A 16718-nucleotide genomic window follows, 5' to 3' on the forward strand; every position below is an offset into this window, starting at 1 on the left:
GCGGACGACGCTGACCGCTAATGCGCGTTCGGCCGGTTGCCAGAAACAGAAAAACCCGGACAGCAAACGTGTTGCCATCCGGGTTTCGCGCGGGCGACGCTATTTAGCGTTGCGGATTAGTTTGCCGTAGCGGCGGACGGTTCAAGCTTCGGGCCCGCCAGCGCCAGGCGCGCGCCGGCCTCGGTATCGCTGTATTGTCTGAAGTTATCGATAAACAGCTGGGCCAGACTCTCGGCTTTCTCCTGCCAGCCGTCGGCAGAACTCCAGCCGCTGCGCGGATCGAGCAGCGCGCTGTCAACGCCAGGGATGCTCTGCGGAATAGCCAGGCCAAAGACCGGGATCGTCTCCGGACGCAGAGGACCGGTGGTATCGTTTAAGATAGCGCTGATAATGCTGCGGGTATCGCGCAGCGACAGGCGTTTACCCTCCCCGTTCCAGCCGGTGTTAACCAGCCAGGCTTCGGCGCCCGCTGCCGCCATTTTGGCGGCCAGCACGCTGGCGTACTGCGTGGGGTGCAGCAGCAGGAACGCCGCGCCGTAGCAGGCCGAGAAAGTTGGCGTCGGTTGGGTAATACCGCGCTCGGTGCCGGCCAGCTTCGAGGTGAAGCCCGACAGGAAATGGTACTGCATCTGTTCGGTCGTCAGACGCGAAACCGGCGGCAGCACGCCGAATGCGTCGGCGGCGAGGAAAATCACCCGCGCCGGATGGCCGGCGCGAGAGACCGGCTTGACGATATTTTCGATATGCGACAGCGGGTATGAAACGCGGGTATTTTCGGTCTTACTGCCGTCGGCATAATCCACGGTGCCGTCAGCCCGGACCACCACGTTTTCCAGCAGCGCATCGCGGCGAATCGCCTGATAAATCTCCGGCTCCGCCAGCGGATCGAGGTTGATGGTTTTGGCGTAGCAGCCGCCTTCAAAATTGAAGACGCCGTCGTCATCCCAGCCGTGCTCATCGTCGCCGATAAGCTGGCGCAGAGGATCGGTGGAAAGGGTCGTTTTGCCGGTACCGGAAAGGCCGAAGAACAGGGCCACGTCGCCCTCTTCGCCGCGGTTAGCCGAACAGTGCATCGAAGCAATGCCCTGCTGCGGCAGCAGATAGTTCATGACCGAGAAGAGCCCTTTTTTCATCTCTCCGCCGTACCAGGTGCCGCCAATAAGCTGAATTTTCTCGCTCAGGTTAAAGGCGACGAAGTTCTCGGAGTTGAGGCCCTGCTCCTGCCACTGGTCGTTGGTGCAGCCCGCGCCGTTGAGGACCACGAAGTCCGGCGTGAACTGTTCCAGCTCCTCGGCGTCGGGAACGATAAACATGTTTTTGACGAAGTGAGCCTGCCATGCCACCTCGGTGACAAAGCGCACGCCGAGGCGCGTATCAGGGCTGGCCCCGCACCAGGCATCAACCACGTACAGCTTTTTACCGCTCAGCTGTCCGGCAACCCGCGTTTTGAGGCTGGCCCAAATCTGCGGCGTTAACGGTTTATTGTCGTTGCGACCAAGCCCGGCATCGGACCACCAGACGGTATCGCGGGTCAGATCATCCCTGACGATATATTTGTCACGCGGCGAACGTCCGGTAAATATCCCGGTATCAACGGCCACTGCGCCGGATGCGGTCATCACGCCACGCGCTGCGCCGGTGAGTTCCGGGCTGGTTTCATGGGCAATCAGCAGGTCGTAATCGGGGTTATAAAATAACTCGCTGCTATCCTTAATACCAAGCTCGTGCAGAGCCTGTTTTACTAATTCGATATGTGGCATGGAACTCCTGACAAACAGCTGGCTAGGTAAGATGTATTCATTATTTCAGCCCGTCATTGCGTTCTTCTGTGAATTCCGATGTAAAAAATTCACAGCAAAATGAAATAACAGGATGAGCCGCCTGGAGCAGCGATATTATAGCGGTGCTCGTAGGGTATCGCCTGTGCTTTACGACAACTCATATTTACTGCTTAGGAATACGCTAAATCCGAGAAAAATGTTAACACCTGTGGTTAGTTATGTTAATTGCATAGTTTCTATGCGTTATGCTAAAATTGCATAGCATTAAATACAGCGTTAAGGAACGGATCCGTGCTGGCTAATCTTGAAGTGAAGTGGCTGTACGATGTCATTGCTCTGGAGGAGTCCAGAAGCTTTACTCTGGCGGCTAAAACCAGAAATATATCGCAATCCTCGTTCAGCCGCAGGATTCAGGCGCTTGAGGCGTCGCTGGGCTTCAGCATCTTCGACCGCGGGGTTAACCCGCTGCAGCTCACCACTCGTGGCAAAATTTTCGTCGGCTATGCGCGAAATATGCTGGATGATATGGACTTTCAGATTAGTCGCATTAAGGGGCTAAATAATACTACTCAGAAAATAAGAATCGATGCCGCTCCGTCGCTCTCTGTTTTAGTCCTTCCGGAATTAATTGCCGGCTACACCGATATAAAAAATAAAACCTTCCACGTCGAATCCATTAACGTTAACGAAGCCGTATTTAACCTCAAGGAAGGCAAGAGCGACTTTATTCTGTCGTTTTATAATGAAGAGTTAATGAACTATCCGTTTATTAACCACAAAATTTTCGACTCCTCGGTGCACCTTGTTACGCCCTGCGATGAGAGCGGCAGACCGCTCTTTCATCTGCACCGCGGCGTTTTGCCGCTGATGAGATATGCCAACGATAGCTATATGGGGCGCCAGGTGAATCAGGTTATCGACCGCACGCCGGGGATCACCTTCTCGCTGACCTTCGTCTCGTCGATGAGCGAGCTGCTTAAGCGGATGATCCTCAACGGCGACGGCGTAGGCTGGCTGCCGCAATACTCTATCCAGCGCGAGCTCGATGAGGGCCGCCTGGCCATTATGGACGCCACGCTCTCGCTGCCGATCGGGGCCTATATGTATCGTTCCGGCTCGCGGCTTAACCAGTCCGCCGAGCGCTTCTGGCAGCATATTAAATCCCGGGATGCCCGCCAGTCCTGAGCAATAAAACCGGCGGCTTGCGCCCGTCGCCGGCTAGATAGCGAATTCGCCAGCTGGCAGAAAATTCGCTATCATCCGCCTCCTCTTTCCCAGGCGAGCTGCCCGATGTCTACGATCGTTGATACCTTTATTGCCCCGCCGTGCCATGCAGAGATTGAGATCCTTTATCAGGACGATCATCTGCTGCTGATCGCAAAACCTGCCGGCCTGCTCAGCCTCTCGGGGAAAAACCCGCGCAATCTCGACTCGGTGCACCATCGGTTAGTCCAGACCTTTCCCGGCTGTACGCTGGTTCATCGTCTCGATTTCGGCACTTCCGGCGTGATGGTGATTGCCCGCAGCAAGGCCATCAACGCCGCCCTCTGCCAGCAGTTTAGCCAGCGGGCGGTGAGCAAAGTCTACAGCGCGCTGCTGTGCGGGCACCTGACCGATGATGAAGGCGTAATAGACGCCCCCATCGCCAAAGACCCGGCGCTGTTTCCGCGGATGACCATTTGCGCCACTCGCGGCAAGCCGGCCCGCTCCCGCTATCGGGTGCTTGAGCGCCTGCAGCGCCCGAGTGAAGACGGGACACCGCTGCCGCTGACCCGCGTGCGGCTCACCCCGGAGACCGGTCGCACCCACCAGCTGCGCATTCACTGTCAGCTCGCGGGGCACCCCATTTTAGGCTGCGATCTCTACGGCGGCCTGCTGCTACCCGGCACCGAGAGCACGCCGCGCCTGATGCTGCACGCCAGCGAGCTGCGCTTTACCCACCCGGTCAGCGGGGAGCCACTCAACGCCAGCAGCGCCAGTCCGTTCTGAAACCCGCCGGTCGGCAGCGATTAATCCAGCGGCGCGTCCCTGATATCAACCAGCAGCAGCGTACCGAAACTGCCGGCCGGAACGTGGTGCACGGCGCCCTTCGGCACAAAGCAGTAATCGCCGGCGGCGAGGTTGAACTGTCTGCCGTCGATAACCAGCGGCAGCGCCCCTTCCAGCACCAGCAGCAGTTCGTCGAAATCATCGTGCACTTCGGCGGCGATCCCCTCACCGCCCATTTTTATGACCTTTATGGCGCTATTGCCTACCGAGCCCAATACCCGCGACTGCCAGACCTGCTCCAGCCCGGCGGCGATCCGGTATACAGAGTTAATCTCCATCAATGCCTCCTGCAGGCGAATGCCAGCCGCTATAAATAACCGATCGGCGCCATCGCGCAAATACGGATATGTTAGTTGCATACGCAAAATCATTCGCTGCGCCGGGAAGCGTCTGCCGAACGGCCTATATCGACGAGGCCGCAAAGGCGCCGGGCGTGATGCCATAATGCAGGCGGAAGTATTTAATCAGGTGGCTTTGATCGTAAAACCCGACGTCCGTCGCCACCTGGGCGGCGCCAAAGCCTTTCGCCAGCAGCCCTTTGGCTCTGACCAGGCGCAGCTGCGTCAGGTACTGATGGACCGACAGCCCGGTCTGCGCCTGGAAGGTGCGCATAAAATGAAACTCGCTCAGCCCGGCGACCCCGGCAATCTCCTTAACCGCCAGCGGCTGCTGATAGGCGCAGTGTAAAAACTCGATGGCGCGACGGATGTCGGCGCGGATCGCATCCCGTCGGCCACCGCGAGCGCTGCGCCCGGCATAACGCCCCACCAGCATATTTAGCACCTGGTACATCAGGCACTCTTTTTCCAGCGGATCGCGGCTGGCGCCAAGCACCGCGGAGGCCTGCAGCATGCTGCGCGCCATCAGCGGGTCGTGGCGCATCCCTTCGCCGCCAAAATGGACCTCGCCGGTGCCGGTAAGCACCGTTGCGGCCACCTCATCGATCAGCTGCGCTGAAGGATAAAATGCGCAGTAATCCCAGCCTTCGTCACGCTGCACCGCTTCGCCGGTATGCACTTCGCCGGGCATGATCACCATCACCGTCCCCGCCGCCGCGATGCCACGCTCCCGGCAGATACGCGTGCGCTGGGCGCCGCGGGCGAAGGCGGCAATCACATATTCATTATGAAAGTGCGGCGGATAGCTGTGCTCGTAGCAGGAGGCGCGGAGGATCTCCATCCCGCCGTGCAGCTCGCTGTCCCGCCAGAGCCTGATATCATCCCGTATCTCTTTCGCCACCCCGGCACCCTTTTTATTGCGCAAAATTGATATTTCAACCAATGAGCAGGATTTTACTATAGCGATCCTGACGATTTCTTAAGATTATCATTCAGTGACGGACAATTCGGGACTATTTGATGTTGATGAACAAGAAGACCTCGCCCAGGGATGAGGCAGCCGCGGAGTTTCGCGCGGGCATTATCGCCTGCCTGCCCACCATCCCCGGCTACTGGAGCATTGGCTTTGCCGCCGGGGCTATCGGCACATTATCAGGGTTCACCACCGCGCAGACGGCTCTACTGGCGAGCGCGCTGTACGCGGGCTCCGCCCAGTTCCTGTTTTATTCGCTGTGGGCCACCGGCGCCGAAGTCGCCTCGGTGGTGCTGAGCGTACTGCTGGTGAACCTGCGCTACCTGCTGATGAGCTCCGCCATGAGCGTATTCTTTCGGGAATACACGACCGGACAAAAAATTATCAGCGGGCTGCTGCTGACCGATGAAACCTTTGGCGTCGCGGTCCAGCGCGGCAGCGGGCACAACAAAGTGCCCTACGCGTGGATGCTCGGGCTCAACGTCGCCGCGTGGCTGAACTGGATCCTCGCCTGCGTGGTCGGCGCGGGGTTAGCCTCCGCCCTTCCGCCGTCGCTGATGGAGGGGCTGAGCTTCAGCCTGGTGTCGATGTTTATCGGGCTGGTGCTGATGATCTGGTTTGCCAGCCGGCGTAAAGCGCTGGAGGCCTTCAGCATTGCGACGGCGGTGGTCATCACTCTGTTCACCGCCGGCCACACCGATATGAGCGTGGTGGTCATCGTGGCGGCGTCGGTCGCGGCAACGCTGGCAACGGTCGGGCTGCGCCTGACGTCCAAGGGAGAACAATAGATGGAACGAAATATCATCCTTGCCATTCTCGCCTCCGCGCTGGTCACCGCCCTGATGCGCACGGTGCCTGTTTTACTGCTTTCGCGTTTTCGCCTGGCGCCGGTTATCCAGCAGTGGCTGAGTTTTATTCCGTCCGCCATTATGGCGGCGATTATCGCCGCAGAGCTGCTCGGCAAGCCGGCGCTCAGCGGCTCGGGGATCAGCATTTCGCTGCTGGCCGCCGCCGCCGCGACGGTGGCCGGCGCTCTCACCCGCAGCCTGTTTGCAACGGTGATTGCCGGGATGGTTGCCTTTTCCGCACTCAGCTACCTGCTGCTTTAATTATGCTCCTGGCCACGGTTATCGTGGCCTTTTCATTATCAGCTTTCCCCCACGCGTTAAATTCAAATAGCGGCATTGCAAATGCAAATATCATATTTGCCGGTTAATCACCGCCTCTGTAGCTTGTAGTTTATTCATGCTTTCCATGAAATAAACTTCAGGGCGCGACGGCGGCAAATGATTAGACTCGAAAATATCTATAAGACCTACCCCGGCAGCGCGCATGCGGCAATAAGCAATCTGAACCTGACGATTAATAGCGGCGAACTCTGCACCTTCGTTGGCCCCAGCGGCTGCGGTAAAACCACCCTATTACGGATGATTAATCAGCTCGATAAGCCGGACTCCGGTTACGTCTACGTGCAGGGTGTAAAAATAGCCGAAAGCGATATTATCCAGCTGCGCCGCAAAATTGGTTTTGTTATGCAAAGCGCGGCGTTATTTCCGCACCGCACGGTGGCGCAAAATATCGCGACGGTACCGCGCCTGCTCGGCTGGAGCAAAACGCAGATCCGCGCGCGCATTGCCGAGCTGGTCGATTTAATGTCGCTGGACCGCCTGCTGCTTGAGCGCTATCCGCATCAGCTTTCCGGCGGCCAGCAGGGACGCGTCGCTATCGCCAGGGCGCTGGCGGCCGACCCGCCGGTGCTGCTGATGGATGAGCCCTTTGCCGCCATCGACCCGCTGGTGCGCGAACGCCTGCAGGACGAGCTGCTGCTGCTCCAGCAGCGCCTGCATAAAACGATCGTGCTGGTGACGCACGACATTAACGAGGCCATCCGCCTGGGCGACAGAATTGCCATTTTCGAGGAGGGCGGCGTGCTGGCGCAGTTTGCCTCCCCTGACCATATTTTATCGCACCCGGCCAGCGACTTTGTCCGCCGCTTTATCGGCCCCGAGCCCAACCTCAAGCGGCTGGGCATGATTCAGGTCGGCCAGCTGCCGCGCCATGACGTGGCGCTGGTTGACGAGCAGCATGCGCCGATCGCCAGCCGCCACCCGACCCTCAGCAGCCCGCTGCAGCTGATCCTCGATAAGCACCAGCGTCCGCTGCAGTGGTTCGACCCGCACCGGCGCATTTCGCTGCCCATCACCCAGCCGCTGGCCGCGCTGCACAGCCTGCGCTTTGCCTACAGCGCGCTGCTGGATGCGCCGGGCGGCGTGCTGGTACACGTCGACGACAGCGGAAAATATCAGGGCACCGTTTCGTACTCGCTGCTCCAGCACGTGCTGGATGGTCTGGTGGAAATTCGCCGCTATGGTTGACTGGCAGTGGATCCTCGACAACCGGATGATGATCGGCGCGCTGCTGTGGCAGCATACCCAGCTGGTGGCTATCTCGCTCTTTTTTGGCACCCTGCTGACGGGATTACTGATTGGCCTGACTCTGCGCTGGCCGAAAGTCGCGCAGCCGCTGCTCTATCTCTGCGGGGTCCTGTTTACGATCCCCTCGCTGGCGCTGTTCATTTTGCTGCTGCCGTTTACCGGCCTGTCGCTGACCACCTCGGTCATCGGCCTGACGCTCTATTCCCTGCTGATCCTGCTGCGCAACACGCTTGCCGGCATCGAGAAGCTGCCGGCGGCGGTGCTGGAGTCGGCCCGCGCGCTGGGCTACACCCGCGGCTACCGCTTTTTCGATATCGAGCTGCACCTGCTGGCACCGTCGCTTTTCGCCGGCCTGCGTATCGCCTCCGTCACCCTGGTTGGGCTGGTGACGGTGACCGCGCTGATTGGCCAGGGCGGGCTGGGGCAGCTGCTGCTGGCGGGGTTTAACCAGGATTTTATTACTCCTGTCATTGTCAGCCTGGCGTTGAGCCTTGCGCTGTCGCTGTTATTTGACTCGCTGATCGCCCGCGTTGGCTATTGGCTTACGCCCTGGACGCGCTGATGGATATCCTACAGGCAACGCTGGGCTGGTTTTTGCAGCCCGAACACTGGCTCAGCGACGGCGGTATTTTGGTGCGCCTGCGGGAGCATATTTATTACGTTACGCTGAGCATGCTGATCGCCTCCGCCATTGCCCTGCCCACGGGAATTGCGCTCGGCTACTGGCGCAAAGGCGCCTTCGTGATCATTAACTTATTTAATATCGGCAGGGCAGTTCCGGCGCTGGGATTAATTCTGCTGTGCATTCTGCTGTTCGGCTTTAACGATATTCCGCTCTTCGCCGCGCTGGTCGCCATGTCCGTTCCGCCGATTCTGACCAACGCCTGGGTCGGGATCTATCACGCCGACCGCCAGCTGTGCGATGCGGCGAAGGCGCTGGGCATGACGCCGCTGCAAAGCCTTTGGCAGCTGCGGATCCCGCTGGCCGCGCCGCTTATTTTCGCCGGAATGCGCACCGCGCTGGTACAGCTTATCGCCACCGCCGTCGTCGCGGCCTATGCGGGCCTCGGCGGCCTCGGTCGGTTTCTGATTGACGGGCTCGGCCAGCGCGATATTCCGCAGGTGATCGCCGGCTCGCTGGTGGTCTCCCTGCTGGCCATCGGCAGCGAGCTGCTCTTTTCACTGATTGACCGGCGCTTCACCCATACCATCGGCACTCCGGAGTATTAGTTTTTATCACCCATCGCCGCGGCCCGAATATCTCACACGGGCGGCAGCGTACCCGTGGCTGACTTAACGCATCACGGATATTTATTCACCTAGCGAGGCACTATGCACAATATATTAGCTTTCCCTTTTCACCGTCGCCGTTTTCGCCTGTCACTATTAGCCGTCGGGTTACTCGGCTTAAGCTTTAGCTCATTAGCGGAAAGCGTCACGATCGGCGGCGCTAATTTCACCGAGAGCTCTATTCTCGCGAATATTTACGCCAGCGCGCTGAAAAAAAATAATATTGAGGTCAGTACCCGACTTAATCTCGGCAACCGCGAGATCATTATTCCGGCATTAAAGAGCGGCGAAATTGATATTGTGCCGGAGTATCTTGGCGCCCTGCTTAACTACTACGACGGAAAAACCCTGGCCACCAGCCAGAGTGACGTCAGCGCCGAGTTGGCTAAGGTTCTGCCCGCCGACTTCACGCTGCTGACGCCTTCCCCGGCGACCTCGATTACCGCGTGGGCGGTTCGCGCCGACACGGCGAAAAAGTACGGCTTGAGCAAGCTCTCCGATCTGCAGCCCATCGCTCATCAGCTGACGATCGGCGGGCCACCGGAGCTGGCGGTGCGTGCGCTCGGCCTGCCGGGGCTTAAGCGCGTCTATGGCCTCGAATTTAAGGCAGTAAAATCCCTTGATATGGGCGGGCCGCTGACTCGCCTGGCGCTCAACTCCGGCAAAATCGACGTTGCGACGGTTATCTCCACCCAGGGCAACCTGGCGAAAGAGGACTGGGTGGTGCTGGATGACGATAAGCACGAGCAGCCGAGCCAGAACGTGGTGCCGCTGGTGCGTAAAGCCAGCCTGACGCCGACGGTGAGCAAGGTGCTGAACGACGTCTCCGGCAAGCTGAACAACGCCACCCTGATTGAACTCAACCAGCAGGTCGATCTGCAGCATAAAGATCCGGCCGCCGTGGCGGAAGCGTGGGTCAACGACCATCTGGCAAACCGCTAATCTCTCTCTGCCAGGGATCGGCAATAACTGCAAACGAGCCGCACATGTCTGAAAGTCATATGATTCTGAACCTGTTTTTCTTTAACCCGCAGGGGGATTACCGCTTCTCATGGCGCCATCCTCAGGCGCCGGGCAAAGAAATTTTTACCCTCGGCTACTACGCGGAGCTGGCGAAGAGGGCCGAGGCCGCCACCCTTGACGCCATCTTCATCGCCGACCATATCTCGATCTGGGATACGGTACCCAGCGGCCTTACCCACTACGCCAACGCGCGGCTGGAGCCCATCACCCTGCTCGCCGCCCTCGCCGCCGTGACCGAGCATATCGGCCTGATGGGCACCGCCTCCACCTCCTACAACGAGCCCTACAACCTCGCCCGCTACTTTGCCTCGCTGGACTTTCTCAGCGGCGGCCGGGCGAGCTGGAACGTGGTCACCTCGTGGCTGGAAGAGGAAGCGGCCAACTTCGGCCTCGACCAGCTTCCGCAGCACGGCAACCGCTACCAGCGCGCCGGGGAGTTTATCGATGTCGTCACCCGCCTTTGGGACTCCTGGGAGGACGATGCGGTGCTGTATGACAAAACGAGCGGCCTGTTTGCCGATGCGCCTAAGGTTCACCACCTCAACCATCGCGGCGAGTTCTTTAACGTCCGCGGGCCGCTCAACGTCCCGCGCCCGCCGCAGGGTCATCCGGTACTGGTCCAGGCGGGGTCTTCCGAGGCGGGGAAAAACCTCGCCGCGGCGTGGTCAGATATGCACTTCGTGTTTATTCAATCCATTGCCGAGGGGCTGGCCTATCGTCAGGAGATGAATCAGCGGCTGCGGGACTACGGGCGCGATCCGGCGCACTTTAAAATCATCGCCGGCGTTCTGCCCGTGGTGGTCAATTCCGACGCCGAGAAGGAGGAGCGCCAGCGGCTGAACGAGCGTTTGATGAGCGACCAGATGGCGATAGACCTGCTCTCCTCCTACCTGCGGATGGATTTAAGCGCCCACTCGCCGGACCAGCCCCTGCCGCCGCTGCCGGACGAGGCAACGTTTGACGGTATCCGCACCGCGCTGCGGCTTATCCGCCACTACGATCCCAGCCTGACCGTACTGCAGCTGGGGCGCCTGCTGCTGCAAAGCTCCGACAGCTGGCTGCTGATCGGCAGCGCGGAAGAGGTTGCCGACGCGCTGACCGCCACCTGGCGCGCCGGCGCGGCGGACGGATTTAACCTGATGTTCCCGCTGCTGCCGGGGGATTTCAATCGCTTTGTCGACCAGGTGGTGCCGATCCTGCAGCGTAACGGCGCGATGCGCACCCGCTACCCGTCGGGCACGCTGCGGGAGAAACTCGGGCTGCCGGTGGCGGAAAACCGCTTTACCGCGCCGGGTCCGCGCTAGCCTACGCCGAAGGAGGCCCGGCCTCCTTCACCCGCCTACAGTTGAGTCACGCCCCTTGTCGCCGCCTCGGCGCGCCACGCCAGCAGCTGCGCATAGGGCTGGCGCGTCACGACGCTAAAATCGTCGATCAGCTGCGCCCGGCAAATATCCCGGTACTGCGCGCCGGTAACCAGCTGATGCAGCGCCTCGCGCAGGAGCGCCATCATCGCCGGCGGCGTATCTTTGCTGCTTATCAGCGGCAGCCCCGGCGCCAGTGGGCTGCGTCCGATAACGCTCAACCCGGCAAGCAGCGCGGGTTCGTGGCGCTGCAGCAGCGCCCAGCTGATGCAGTCAATCGCCGCGATATCAGCCGTTCCCTGCTGTAATTCAATCAGCGACTGGCGGTGGCTGCCGCTCCAGCGCACGGCGGAAAAAAAGCGGCCGCTCTCGGCCAGCGGCGCCACCCTTTCCAGCAGCGCGTTGTAGCCGGACTGCGAATCTGGCGAATTGCACACCGCCCGCCGATGGCGAAAATCAGCCAGAGACAAATGCTGATTCACCGCCTGGCTCACCAGCAGGCTGCGGTAGTTCGCCCCTTCACAGCCCTCCGCCGTGTAGTGAAAGCAGCCGACGATCTGCACATCCGCAAGCCGGGTGACCAGCGGATAGCCGCAGGTCTGGCTCAGCAGCAGCTGCGGATCGCGCCAGTGGTCCAGCAGCGCCTCCCGGGGCCATCGCGCCGGCAGGTCGTCCACCGTCACCCCGCGGACCGCGAGGATCTCGCGCAGCGCCAGCCACAGCGCCCGCGTCTCTTCGTGATTAACCGCATACATGGGAAAATCGACAACGTTACTCATGGTTTTCCCCCGCGTCGGGCCGCTTTTTTACGCCGGGATGGGCGTTCACCGCCACCGCGCGAAACGAAAAGCGCCGCAGCCATTCGCCATAGCCGCGCACCACAAAGCCGTGGTTACGCTGCCGGTAGCTCTCCCGTTCGAGCAGATAAAGTTTACGCAATCCGTACCAGGGAATCCCCGGCAGGTCGTGATGAACTGAATGATAGTTGAGGTTAAGAAACAGCACTCGCCACGCCAGCCCCGCTTCATTAATCACCGAGCGCGCCAGCGGATCGTCGGCGGCCCGATGCTCAAGGAAGGAGCGAACCTTGGTGAGCGCCAGCGCCGGATAGCTGACGGCGGCGACAAAATAGAGCGGCGAGAACTCAACGTGCACCATCAGCGCAAACAGGCCGGCCAGCAGCAGGCCGTGGGTAGCCCACATCGCCATCGCCGCCTTCTCGCGCAGGCGAAAGGCGCGCCACGCGCTGATGAGCGTTTGTGCAATATCCAGCAGCGGTGCCAGCAGCAGCCGTCCGATAAAGGTGTTGCGCAGATGAATCACCCGGCGCTGCCAGGGCGCGAAGCGCCGCCAGCTCTCAGCGGTAAAATAGTAGGATTCGGGGTCATCGACCGGCAGCGTGAGATGGTGATTATCGTGGTGCGCGAGATGCGAATCCCGGTACAGGCCGTAGGGATACCACACCGCCAGCGGCAGGATGCCCAGCAGCTGATTCAGGCGCGGCCAGCGCGTCGGATGGCCGTGTATCAGCTCATGCTGTAACGACATATACCAGGCGCTAAACCAGATTAGCAGCAGCGTTGCCGGCAGCAGCCCCAGCGTTTTCCAGTATACGAGGGTGGCAAACCAGCCGCCGTAAATGGTGATAATCAGCAGCCAGGTCGGAAGTTCGCTGCGCCATAAGCGGCTGCGTGAAAGCTGGTGGATCAGGTCGCGCTGCTGCGGGTGCAAATAGAGAGACGTTTTTTTGGTCATTACTGCAAATACCGTTTCCGCGTTATCTTTCATTCCTCGAAGATGTGAGATAACACGGAAAATAACAAAGTATTTAAATGACTTAGCTTTGCCAGAAACGTGGGGGAAACGAAGCGCCTGCGGGGCGCTGCCGATGCGGATGATGGCGGATACTGCCCACCTCCCCCGCGACGCGTCAATTATCCACATTATGCAAAGCATGCTGGATAAAGGCGGGCATCGACCCTTTACATTACAGTATAATGTTAACAGACGGATCCAACCCGAACCGCTGCTCGACGCGTTCAGGCGCGGTGGCGCCGAGGATAACGAGATCTGCCTTGAGCTCAGTTTTAAAAGAACGCGAACCGACCGATAGCCAGGTTGTCGCCAATATCGCTGAAAGCGTGGCCTTTTAGGTCCCCTGTCTCGATAGCGGAGTCGAGGACCTGCTGGTCTCAATGATTGGGTCCGCATCGCCTGATGCCGACCGTTTAACAGGAGTGTGTCATGCCATCGTTAAGAGTCGCCTTTATCAAAGCCAACTGGCACGCGGATATCGTCAGCCAGGCCGAGAGCGGATTCCGCCAGGAGCTGGATAGTCAGCAGGTGGAATACGCCGTTGATAGCTGGGACGTTCCCGGGGCGTTTGAAATGCCGCTGCTGGCCCAGCGTCTGGCGAAAAGCGGCAGCTATGATGCCATCGTCTGCGCCGCGCTGGTGGTTGACGGCGGGATCTATCGCCATGACTTCGTGGCCCAGGCGGTGGTTAGCGGCCTGATGCAGGCGCAGCTGGCGACGGAAGTGCCGATGTTCTCGGTCTCTCTGACGCCGCACAACTTCCAGCCTGCCGCCGAATTTATCGATTTTTATCGCGGGCACTTCGTGAAAAAGGGCCGGGAAGCGGCAAAAGCGGTACTGCAGATCCATCGCCTGCCGCAGCCCAAAGCCTGAGAAGACGAAACGAGCCTCTCTTCTTGAGGGCGACGGCTCCCTGAGCCAGCGGGCTGATTAGCGACGAGCTGACGGACCACGCCCTGCGCAATCTCAAGCCTGAGTCCCGACGGCCACGCTAGCGGCCGCCGGGCTACTTCATCAGCGCCTGAAACTGCGGGTTAAACTCGTCGAAAATAGGCAACGCGGCGGCGCCGAGCGCGGCGGTATCGGTGCCGGTCATGCCCATTTTCACCCTCATCCCCGTCAGATAGCGCCCGCGCACCGACTGATACAGCGGCGGCAGGCGCGCCAGCACTTTTTCCAGCAGCGGCGCCGGCATCGTCCCGCCCACCACCACCGTTTCGGCATCAAAGACGCACTCCAGCAGGTTGATCGCCTGGCGCAGCGGCGGCAGCGCGCTGTCAATCCAGCGGTCGAACAGCGCCTCATCTACCGCCAGCAGATCTTCCGGCAGCGCCCGATAGGGGTCAAGGCCGCAGAACTCATAGGCCGCCTGCAGCGAAACATAGCGCTCAAGGCAGCCCTGATTGCCGCAGTAGCACGCCCGGCCGCCGGGCTGGACGACGATATGCCCGACCTCCCCGGCGTTATGCGCATGCCCGGTATAAATATGGCCATCGGTAAAAATACCGGCGCCCAGCCCGGTGCCGATATAGAGATAGACAAAGGAGTTCAGGTGGCGGGCAACGCCGTGAAAACGCTCGCCGATGGCCGCCACCGTCGCGTCATTTTCGAGGGTGACCGGCAGACCGCTAAGCCGCGCCAGCTCGGATTCGACGTCCACGCCCTCCCAGCCGTTAAGGGTCGTCGGCCCGGTGGAGGAGATCCCCTCCACGCCAAAGGGACCGGGCATCACCACGCCGATCCCCAGCACCCGGCTCCAGTCGAGACCCGGCAGCGTCCGCAGCTCCTGTATCACCTCGCCGATGCGCGCAAAGGTGGCACCAGGCTGGGGCTTTTGCACCAAAATGTGCCGGCGAAAATGGATCTCGCCGCTGAGATCGACCAGCACCACGATCAGCGTTTGGTGATCGAGATGAATACCAATAGACCACGCGCTGGAGGGGTTGAGGCTCACCGGCACCGCGGGCTGTCCGCGCCCCGCCGCCCGCCGCGGCGCGTGGCTGGTGAGGATCTCCATCTGCTGCAGCTCGGCAACAATATTAGAGACCGTTTGCGGGGTCAGCGCGGTCAAGCGCGCCAGCTCGGCGCGGGTTAATTTGCCGTGCAGGCGCACGGCTTCAATCACCACCCGCCGGTTGTGCACCCGCGCGTGCTCAAGGTTTGTTCCCGATGTTTTCATTCTTTCCCTTCCTTGCCTTTCCCAGGCGCCTGATGCAGCAATTCTAGCCCTCGTCACAAATCCCGCAATCACATTCTCGGGCGCACTTTCGCATGGCACAGGCTTTGCTACGCTTATGCCAAGGGCCACGAATGACCTTGCGGCTGTATTGTCGCCCCGATTAAATCAATCAAATTGATTTAATAAATCATAACCCCTTTTTCTCAGTACAGCGGAGAGCCACATGAAATACCACAGCACACTTCGGGTGAAGGCCGGTCTGTTGGCTATGCTCGTCATCAGCGGCAGCGCGGCCGCGGCCGCCACCCAGGTCAACGCCCTGTTTATGACCCAGGCGGCGTACAGCGAAAACGATATTCGTGCGATGACCGCCGACTTCGAAAAGCAGAACCCGGATATTAAGATCAACCTCGAGTTCGTCCCCTATGAAGCGCTGCATGACAAGATTGTCGCGGCGCGCGGCGCCGGCGGTAACGGCTATGACGTGGTGCTCTTCGATGCCATCTGGCCGGCGGAGTTTAGCCGCTTCGACCTGCTGCAGGACGTCTCGGCGCGGATCCCCGCCGACGAACGGGAGAAGGTGTTCCCTGGCGCAATGAATACCGTGGTCTACAAAGGCAAAACCCTCGGGATGCCGTGGATCCTCGACACCAAGTACCTCTACTACAACAAAGCCATGCTCGAAAAGGCGGGCATCAAGCAGGTGCCAACCACCTGGCAGCAGGTGCTGGACGACGCCAAAATTCTTAAAGATAAAGGCGTGGTGAAATACCCGCTGGTCTGGAGCTGGTCCCAGGCGGAAGCCCTGGTCTGCGACTACACCACCCTCGTCTCCGGCTTCGGCGGCAAGTTCTACCAGGACGGCAAGCTCGACTTCTCGACGCCGGCTTCGCTCAAAGCGGTCACGCTGATGAAGAAATCGCTGGACGACGGCCTGACCAACCCCGCCTCCCGCGAATATCTCGAAGAGGACGTGCGTAAAGCCTTCTCCAACGGCGACGCGGCGTTCGCCCTGAACTGGACCTATATGTACAACATGGCCAACGACCCCAAACAGAGTAAAGTCGCCGGCGACGTCGGCATTATTCCCGCCCCCGGCGATACCCCGGATAGAGCCGGCGCCGTCAACGGCTCGATGGGCTTAGGCATTGCCAAAGCCAGCCAGCACCCGGAGCAGGCGTGGCAGTATATCCACTACCTGACCTCGCAGCCGGTGCAGGATAAATACGCCAAACTCAGCCTGCCGGTGTGGAAATCCTCCTACCACGACCCGGCGGTCGCCCAGGGCCAGGAGAGCCTGATCGTCGCCGCGGACAAATCGCTGAACGTGATGCTCTCGCGCCCGGAAACCGCCGACTATTCGCGGCTCTCCAACACCCTGCAGCAGCAGCTTCAGGCGGTGCTTCAGGGTAAAGAAGCCCCGGAAGCCGCCATGCAGACCGTTGATAAAAGCGCGGCCCGCCTGCGTTAAGGA

The 16718-nt window shown here is 60.2% G+C and carries 17 protein-coding genes and 1 pseudogene; 12 read left to right on the top strand and 6 right to left on the bottom strand.

Annotated elements, in window-relative coordinates; translation table 11 throughout:
* Positions 1 to 116: 116 nt before the first annotated feature.
* The gene (gene pckA, locus M2416_RS19775) at positions 117 to 1760 is read right to left on the bottom strand and encodes a phosphoenolpyruvate carboxykinase (ATP) (RefSeq protein WP_259226375.1); all 1644 of its coding nucleotides are present in this window, start codon (positions 1758 to 1760) and stop codon (positions 117 to 119) included.
* 312 nt (positions 1761 to 2072) lie between these two features.
* On the opposite strand from pckA, the gene M2416_RS19780 reads away from it, so the two are divergent.
* Positions 2073 to 2966: a LysR substrate-binding domain-containing protein gene (locus M2416_RS19780; protein ID WP_041146137.1), complete on the top strand. Its 894-nt coding sequence runs from the start codon at positions 2073 to 2075 to the stop codon at positions 2964 to 2966.
* Positions 2967 to 3071: 105 nt separating this feature from the next.
* Positions 3072 to 3770 carry an RluA family pseudouridine synthase gene (locus M2416_RS19785; RefSeq protein WP_076947401.1) on the top strand — a complete coding sequence of 233 codons (699 nt, stop codon included), beginning with the start codon at positions 3072 to 3074 and terminating at the stop codon, positions 3768 to 3770.
* A 20-nt stretch (positions 3771 to 3790) separates the two neighbouring features.
* Here the strand turns inward: M2416_RS19785 and M2416_RS19790 are convergent, their stop codons facing one another.
* Both M2416_RS19790 and M2416_RS19795 read right to left on the bottom strand, forming a co-directional pair.
* Positions 3791 to 4108, bottom strand: coding sequence for a cupin domain-containing protein (locus M2416_RS19790; RefSeq protein ID WP_259226376.1), 318 nt, complete (start codon positions 4106 to 4108; stop codon positions 3791 to 3793).
* 124 nt (positions 4109 to 4232) lie between these two features.
* Positions 4233 to 5057, bottom strand: coding sequence for a helix-turn-helix transcriptional regulator (locus M2416_RS19795; protein WP_310504035.1), 825 nt, complete (start codon positions 5055 to 5057; stop codon positions 4233 to 4235).
* A gap of 131 nt (positions 5058 to 5188) precedes the next feature.
* On the opposite strand from M2416_RS19795, the gene M2416_RS19800 reads away from it, so the two are divergent.
* From M2416_RS19800 to M2416_RS19830, 7 genes are all read left to right on the top strand, one after another.
* A complete protein-coding gene (locus M2416_RS19800; RefSeq protein ID WP_076947395.1) occupies positions 5189 to 5929 on the top strand; it encodes an AzlC family ABC transporter permease in 741 nt (246 codons plus the stop codon).
* Complete coding sequence (locus M2416_RS19805) at positions 5930 to 6250, top strand: AzlD domain-containing protein (protein WP_045859039.1); 321 nt, start codon at positions 5930 to 5932, stop codon at positions 6248 to 6250.
* 177 nt (positions 6251 to 6427) lie between these two features.
* Complete coding sequence (locus M2416_RS19810; protein WP_076947394.1) at positions 6428 to 7516, top strand: ABC transporter ATP-binding protein; 1089 nt, start codon at positions 6428 to 6430, stop codon at positions 7514 to 7516.
* Positions 7509 to 8138 carry an ABC transporter permease gene (locus M2416_RS19815; protein ID WP_259226485.1) on the top strand — a complete coding sequence of 210 codons (630 nt, stop codon included), beginning with the start codon at positions 7509 to 7511 and terminating at the stop codon, positions 8136 to 8138. The genes M2416_RS19810 and M2416_RS19815 overlap by 8 nt, the downstream gene beginning before the upstream one ends.
* The gene (locus M2416_RS19820) at positions 8138 to 8806 is read left to right on the top strand and encodes an ABC transporter permease (RefSeq protein WP_041146144.1); all 669 of its coding nucleotides are present in this window, start codon (positions 8138 to 8140) and stop codon (positions 8804 to 8806) included. Before M2416_RS19815 ends, M2416_RS19820 begins: the two co-directional genes overlap by 1 nt.
* Before the next feature lie 102 nt (positions 8807 to 8908).
* Complete coding sequence (locus M2416_RS19825; RefSeq protein ID WP_041146145.1) at positions 8909 to 9808, top strand: ABC transporter substrate-binding protein; 900 nt, start codon at positions 8909 to 8911, stop codon at positions 9806 to 9808.
* Between the two features lie 44 nt (positions 9809 to 9852).
* Complete coding sequence (locus tag M2416_RS19830; protein WP_259226378.1) at positions 9853 to 11193, top strand: LLM class flavin-dependent oxidoreductase; 1341 nt, start codon at positions 9853 to 9855, stop codon at positions 11191 to 11193.
* Positions 11194 to 11228: 35 nt separating this feature from the next.
* On the opposite strand, the gene M2416_RS19835 is transcribed toward M2416_RS19830, so the two are convergent.
* The gene (locus M2416_RS19835) at positions 11229 to 12029 is read right to left on the bottom strand and encodes a phosphate/phosphite/phosphonate ABC transporter substrate-binding protein (protein ID WP_259226379.1); all 801 of its coding nucleotides are present in this window, start codon (positions 12027 to 12029) and stop codon (positions 11229 to 11231) included.
* Positions 12022 to 13005, bottom strand: coding sequence for a fatty acid desaturase (locus tag M2416_RS19840; RefSeq protein WP_076947390.1), 984 nt, complete (start codon positions 13003 to 13005; stop codon positions 12022 to 12024). Before M2416_RS19840 ends, M2416_RS19835 begins: the two co-directional genes overlap by 8 nt.
* 124 nt (positions 13006 to 13129) lie before the next feature.
* Here M2416_RS19840 and M2416_RS26935 point away from each other — a divergent pair.
* Both M2416_RS26935 and M2416_RS19845 read left to right on the top strand, forming a co-directional pair.
* Positions 13130 to 13403, top strand: a pseudogene (locus M2416_RS26935) (aminotransferase); the annotation flags it as partial.
* Positions 13404 to 13494: 91 nt separating this feature from the next.
* Positions 13495 to 13938, top strand: coding sequence for a 6,7-dimethyl-8-ribityllumazine synthase (locus tag M2416_RS19845; protein WP_041146150.1), 444 nt, complete (start codon positions 13495 to 13497; stop codon positions 13936 to 13938).
* Positions 13939 to 14071: 133 nt separating this feature from the next.
* Here M2416_RS19845 and M2416_RS19850 read toward each other — a convergent pair whose 3' ends face one another.
* A complete protein-coding gene (locus M2416_RS19850) occupies positions 14072 to 15244 on the bottom strand; it encodes an ROK family transcriptional regulator (RefSeq protein WP_259226380.1) in 1173 nt (390 codons plus the stop codon).
* A gap of 223 nt (positions 15245 to 15467) precedes the next feature.
* On the opposite strand from M2416_RS19850, the gene M2416_RS19855 reads away from it, so the two are divergent.
* The gene (locus tag M2416_RS19855) at positions 15468 to 16715 is read left to right on the top strand and encodes an extracellular solute-binding protein (RefSeq protein ID WP_076947387.1); all 1248 of its coding nucleotides are present in this window, start codon (positions 15468 to 15470) and stop codon (positions 16713 to 16715) included.
* Positions 16716 to 16718: the final 3 nt, after the last annotated feature.

Origin of the sequence: Klebsiella sp. BIGb0132, assembly GCF_024810075.1 — a bacterium.
GTDB classification, from domain to species: Bacteria; Pseudomonadota; Gammaproteobacteria; order Enterobacterales; family Enterobacteriaceae; genus Klebsiella; species Klebsiella terrigena.

Excerpts from the sequence above, each read along its gene's own strand:
- M2416_RS19835 (WP_259226379.1), bottom strand. The coding sequence starts at position 12,029 with ATGAGTAACGTTGTCGATTTTCCCATGTATGCGGTTAATCACGAAGAG.
- M2416_RS19845 (WP_041146150.1), top strand. The coding sequence starts at position 13,495 with ATGCCATCGTTAAGAGTCGCCTTTATCAAAGCCAACTGGCACGCGGAT.
- M2416_RS19825 (WP_041146145.1), top strand. The coding sequence starts at position 8,909 with ATGCACAATATATTAGCTTTCCCTTTTCACCGTCGCCGTTTTCGCCTG.
- M2416_RS19800 (WP_076947395.1), top strand. The coding sequence starts at position 5,189 with ATGTTGATGAACAAGAAGACCTCGCCCAGGGATGAGGCAGCCGCGGAG.
- M2416_RS19790 (WP_259226376.1), bottom strand. The coding sequence starts at position 4,108 with ATGGAGATTAACTCTGTATACCGGATCGCCGCCGGGCTGGAGCAGGTC.
- M2416_RS19840 (WP_076947390.1), bottom strand. The coding sequence starts at position 13,005 with ATGACCAAAAAAACGTCTCTCTATTTGCACCCGCAGCAGCGCGACCTG.
- M2416_RS19820 (WP_041146144.1), top strand. The coding sequence starts at position 8,138 with ATGGATATCCTACAGGCAACGCTGGGCTGGTTTTTGCAGCCCGAACAC.
- M2416_RS19830 (WP_259226378.1), top strand. The coding sequence starts at position 9,853 with ATGTCTGAAAGTCATATGATTCTGAACCTGTTTTTCTTTAACCCGCAG.
- pckA (WP_259226375.1), bottom strand. The coding sequence starts at position 1,760 with ATGCCACATATCGAATTAGTAAAACAGGCTCTGCACGAGCTTGGTATT.
- M2416_RS19785 (WP_076947401.1), top strand. The coding sequence starts at position 3,072 with ATGTCTACGATCGTTGATACCTTTATTGCCCCGCCGTGCCATGCAGAG.
- M2416_RS19805 (WP_045859039.1), top strand. The coding sequence starts at position 5,930 with ATGGAACGAAATATCATCCTTGCCATTCTCGCCTCCGCGCTGGTCACC.
- M2416_RS19810 (WP_076947394.1), top strand. The coding sequence starts at position 6,428 with ATGATTAGACTCGAAAATATCTATAAGACCTACCCCGGCAGCGCGCAT.
- M2416_RS19815 (WP_259226485.1), top strand. The coding sequence starts at position 7,509 with ATGGTTGACTGGCAGTGGATCCTCGACAACCGGATGATGATCGGCGCG.
- M2416_RS19850 (WP_259226380.1), bottom strand. The coding sequence starts at position 15,244 with ATGAAAACATCGGGAACAAACCTTGAGCACGCGCGGGTGCACAACCGG.
- M2416_RS19855 (WP_076947387.1), top strand. The coding sequence starts at position 15,468 with ATGAAATACCACAGCACACTTCGGGTGAAGGCCGGTCTGTTGGCTATG.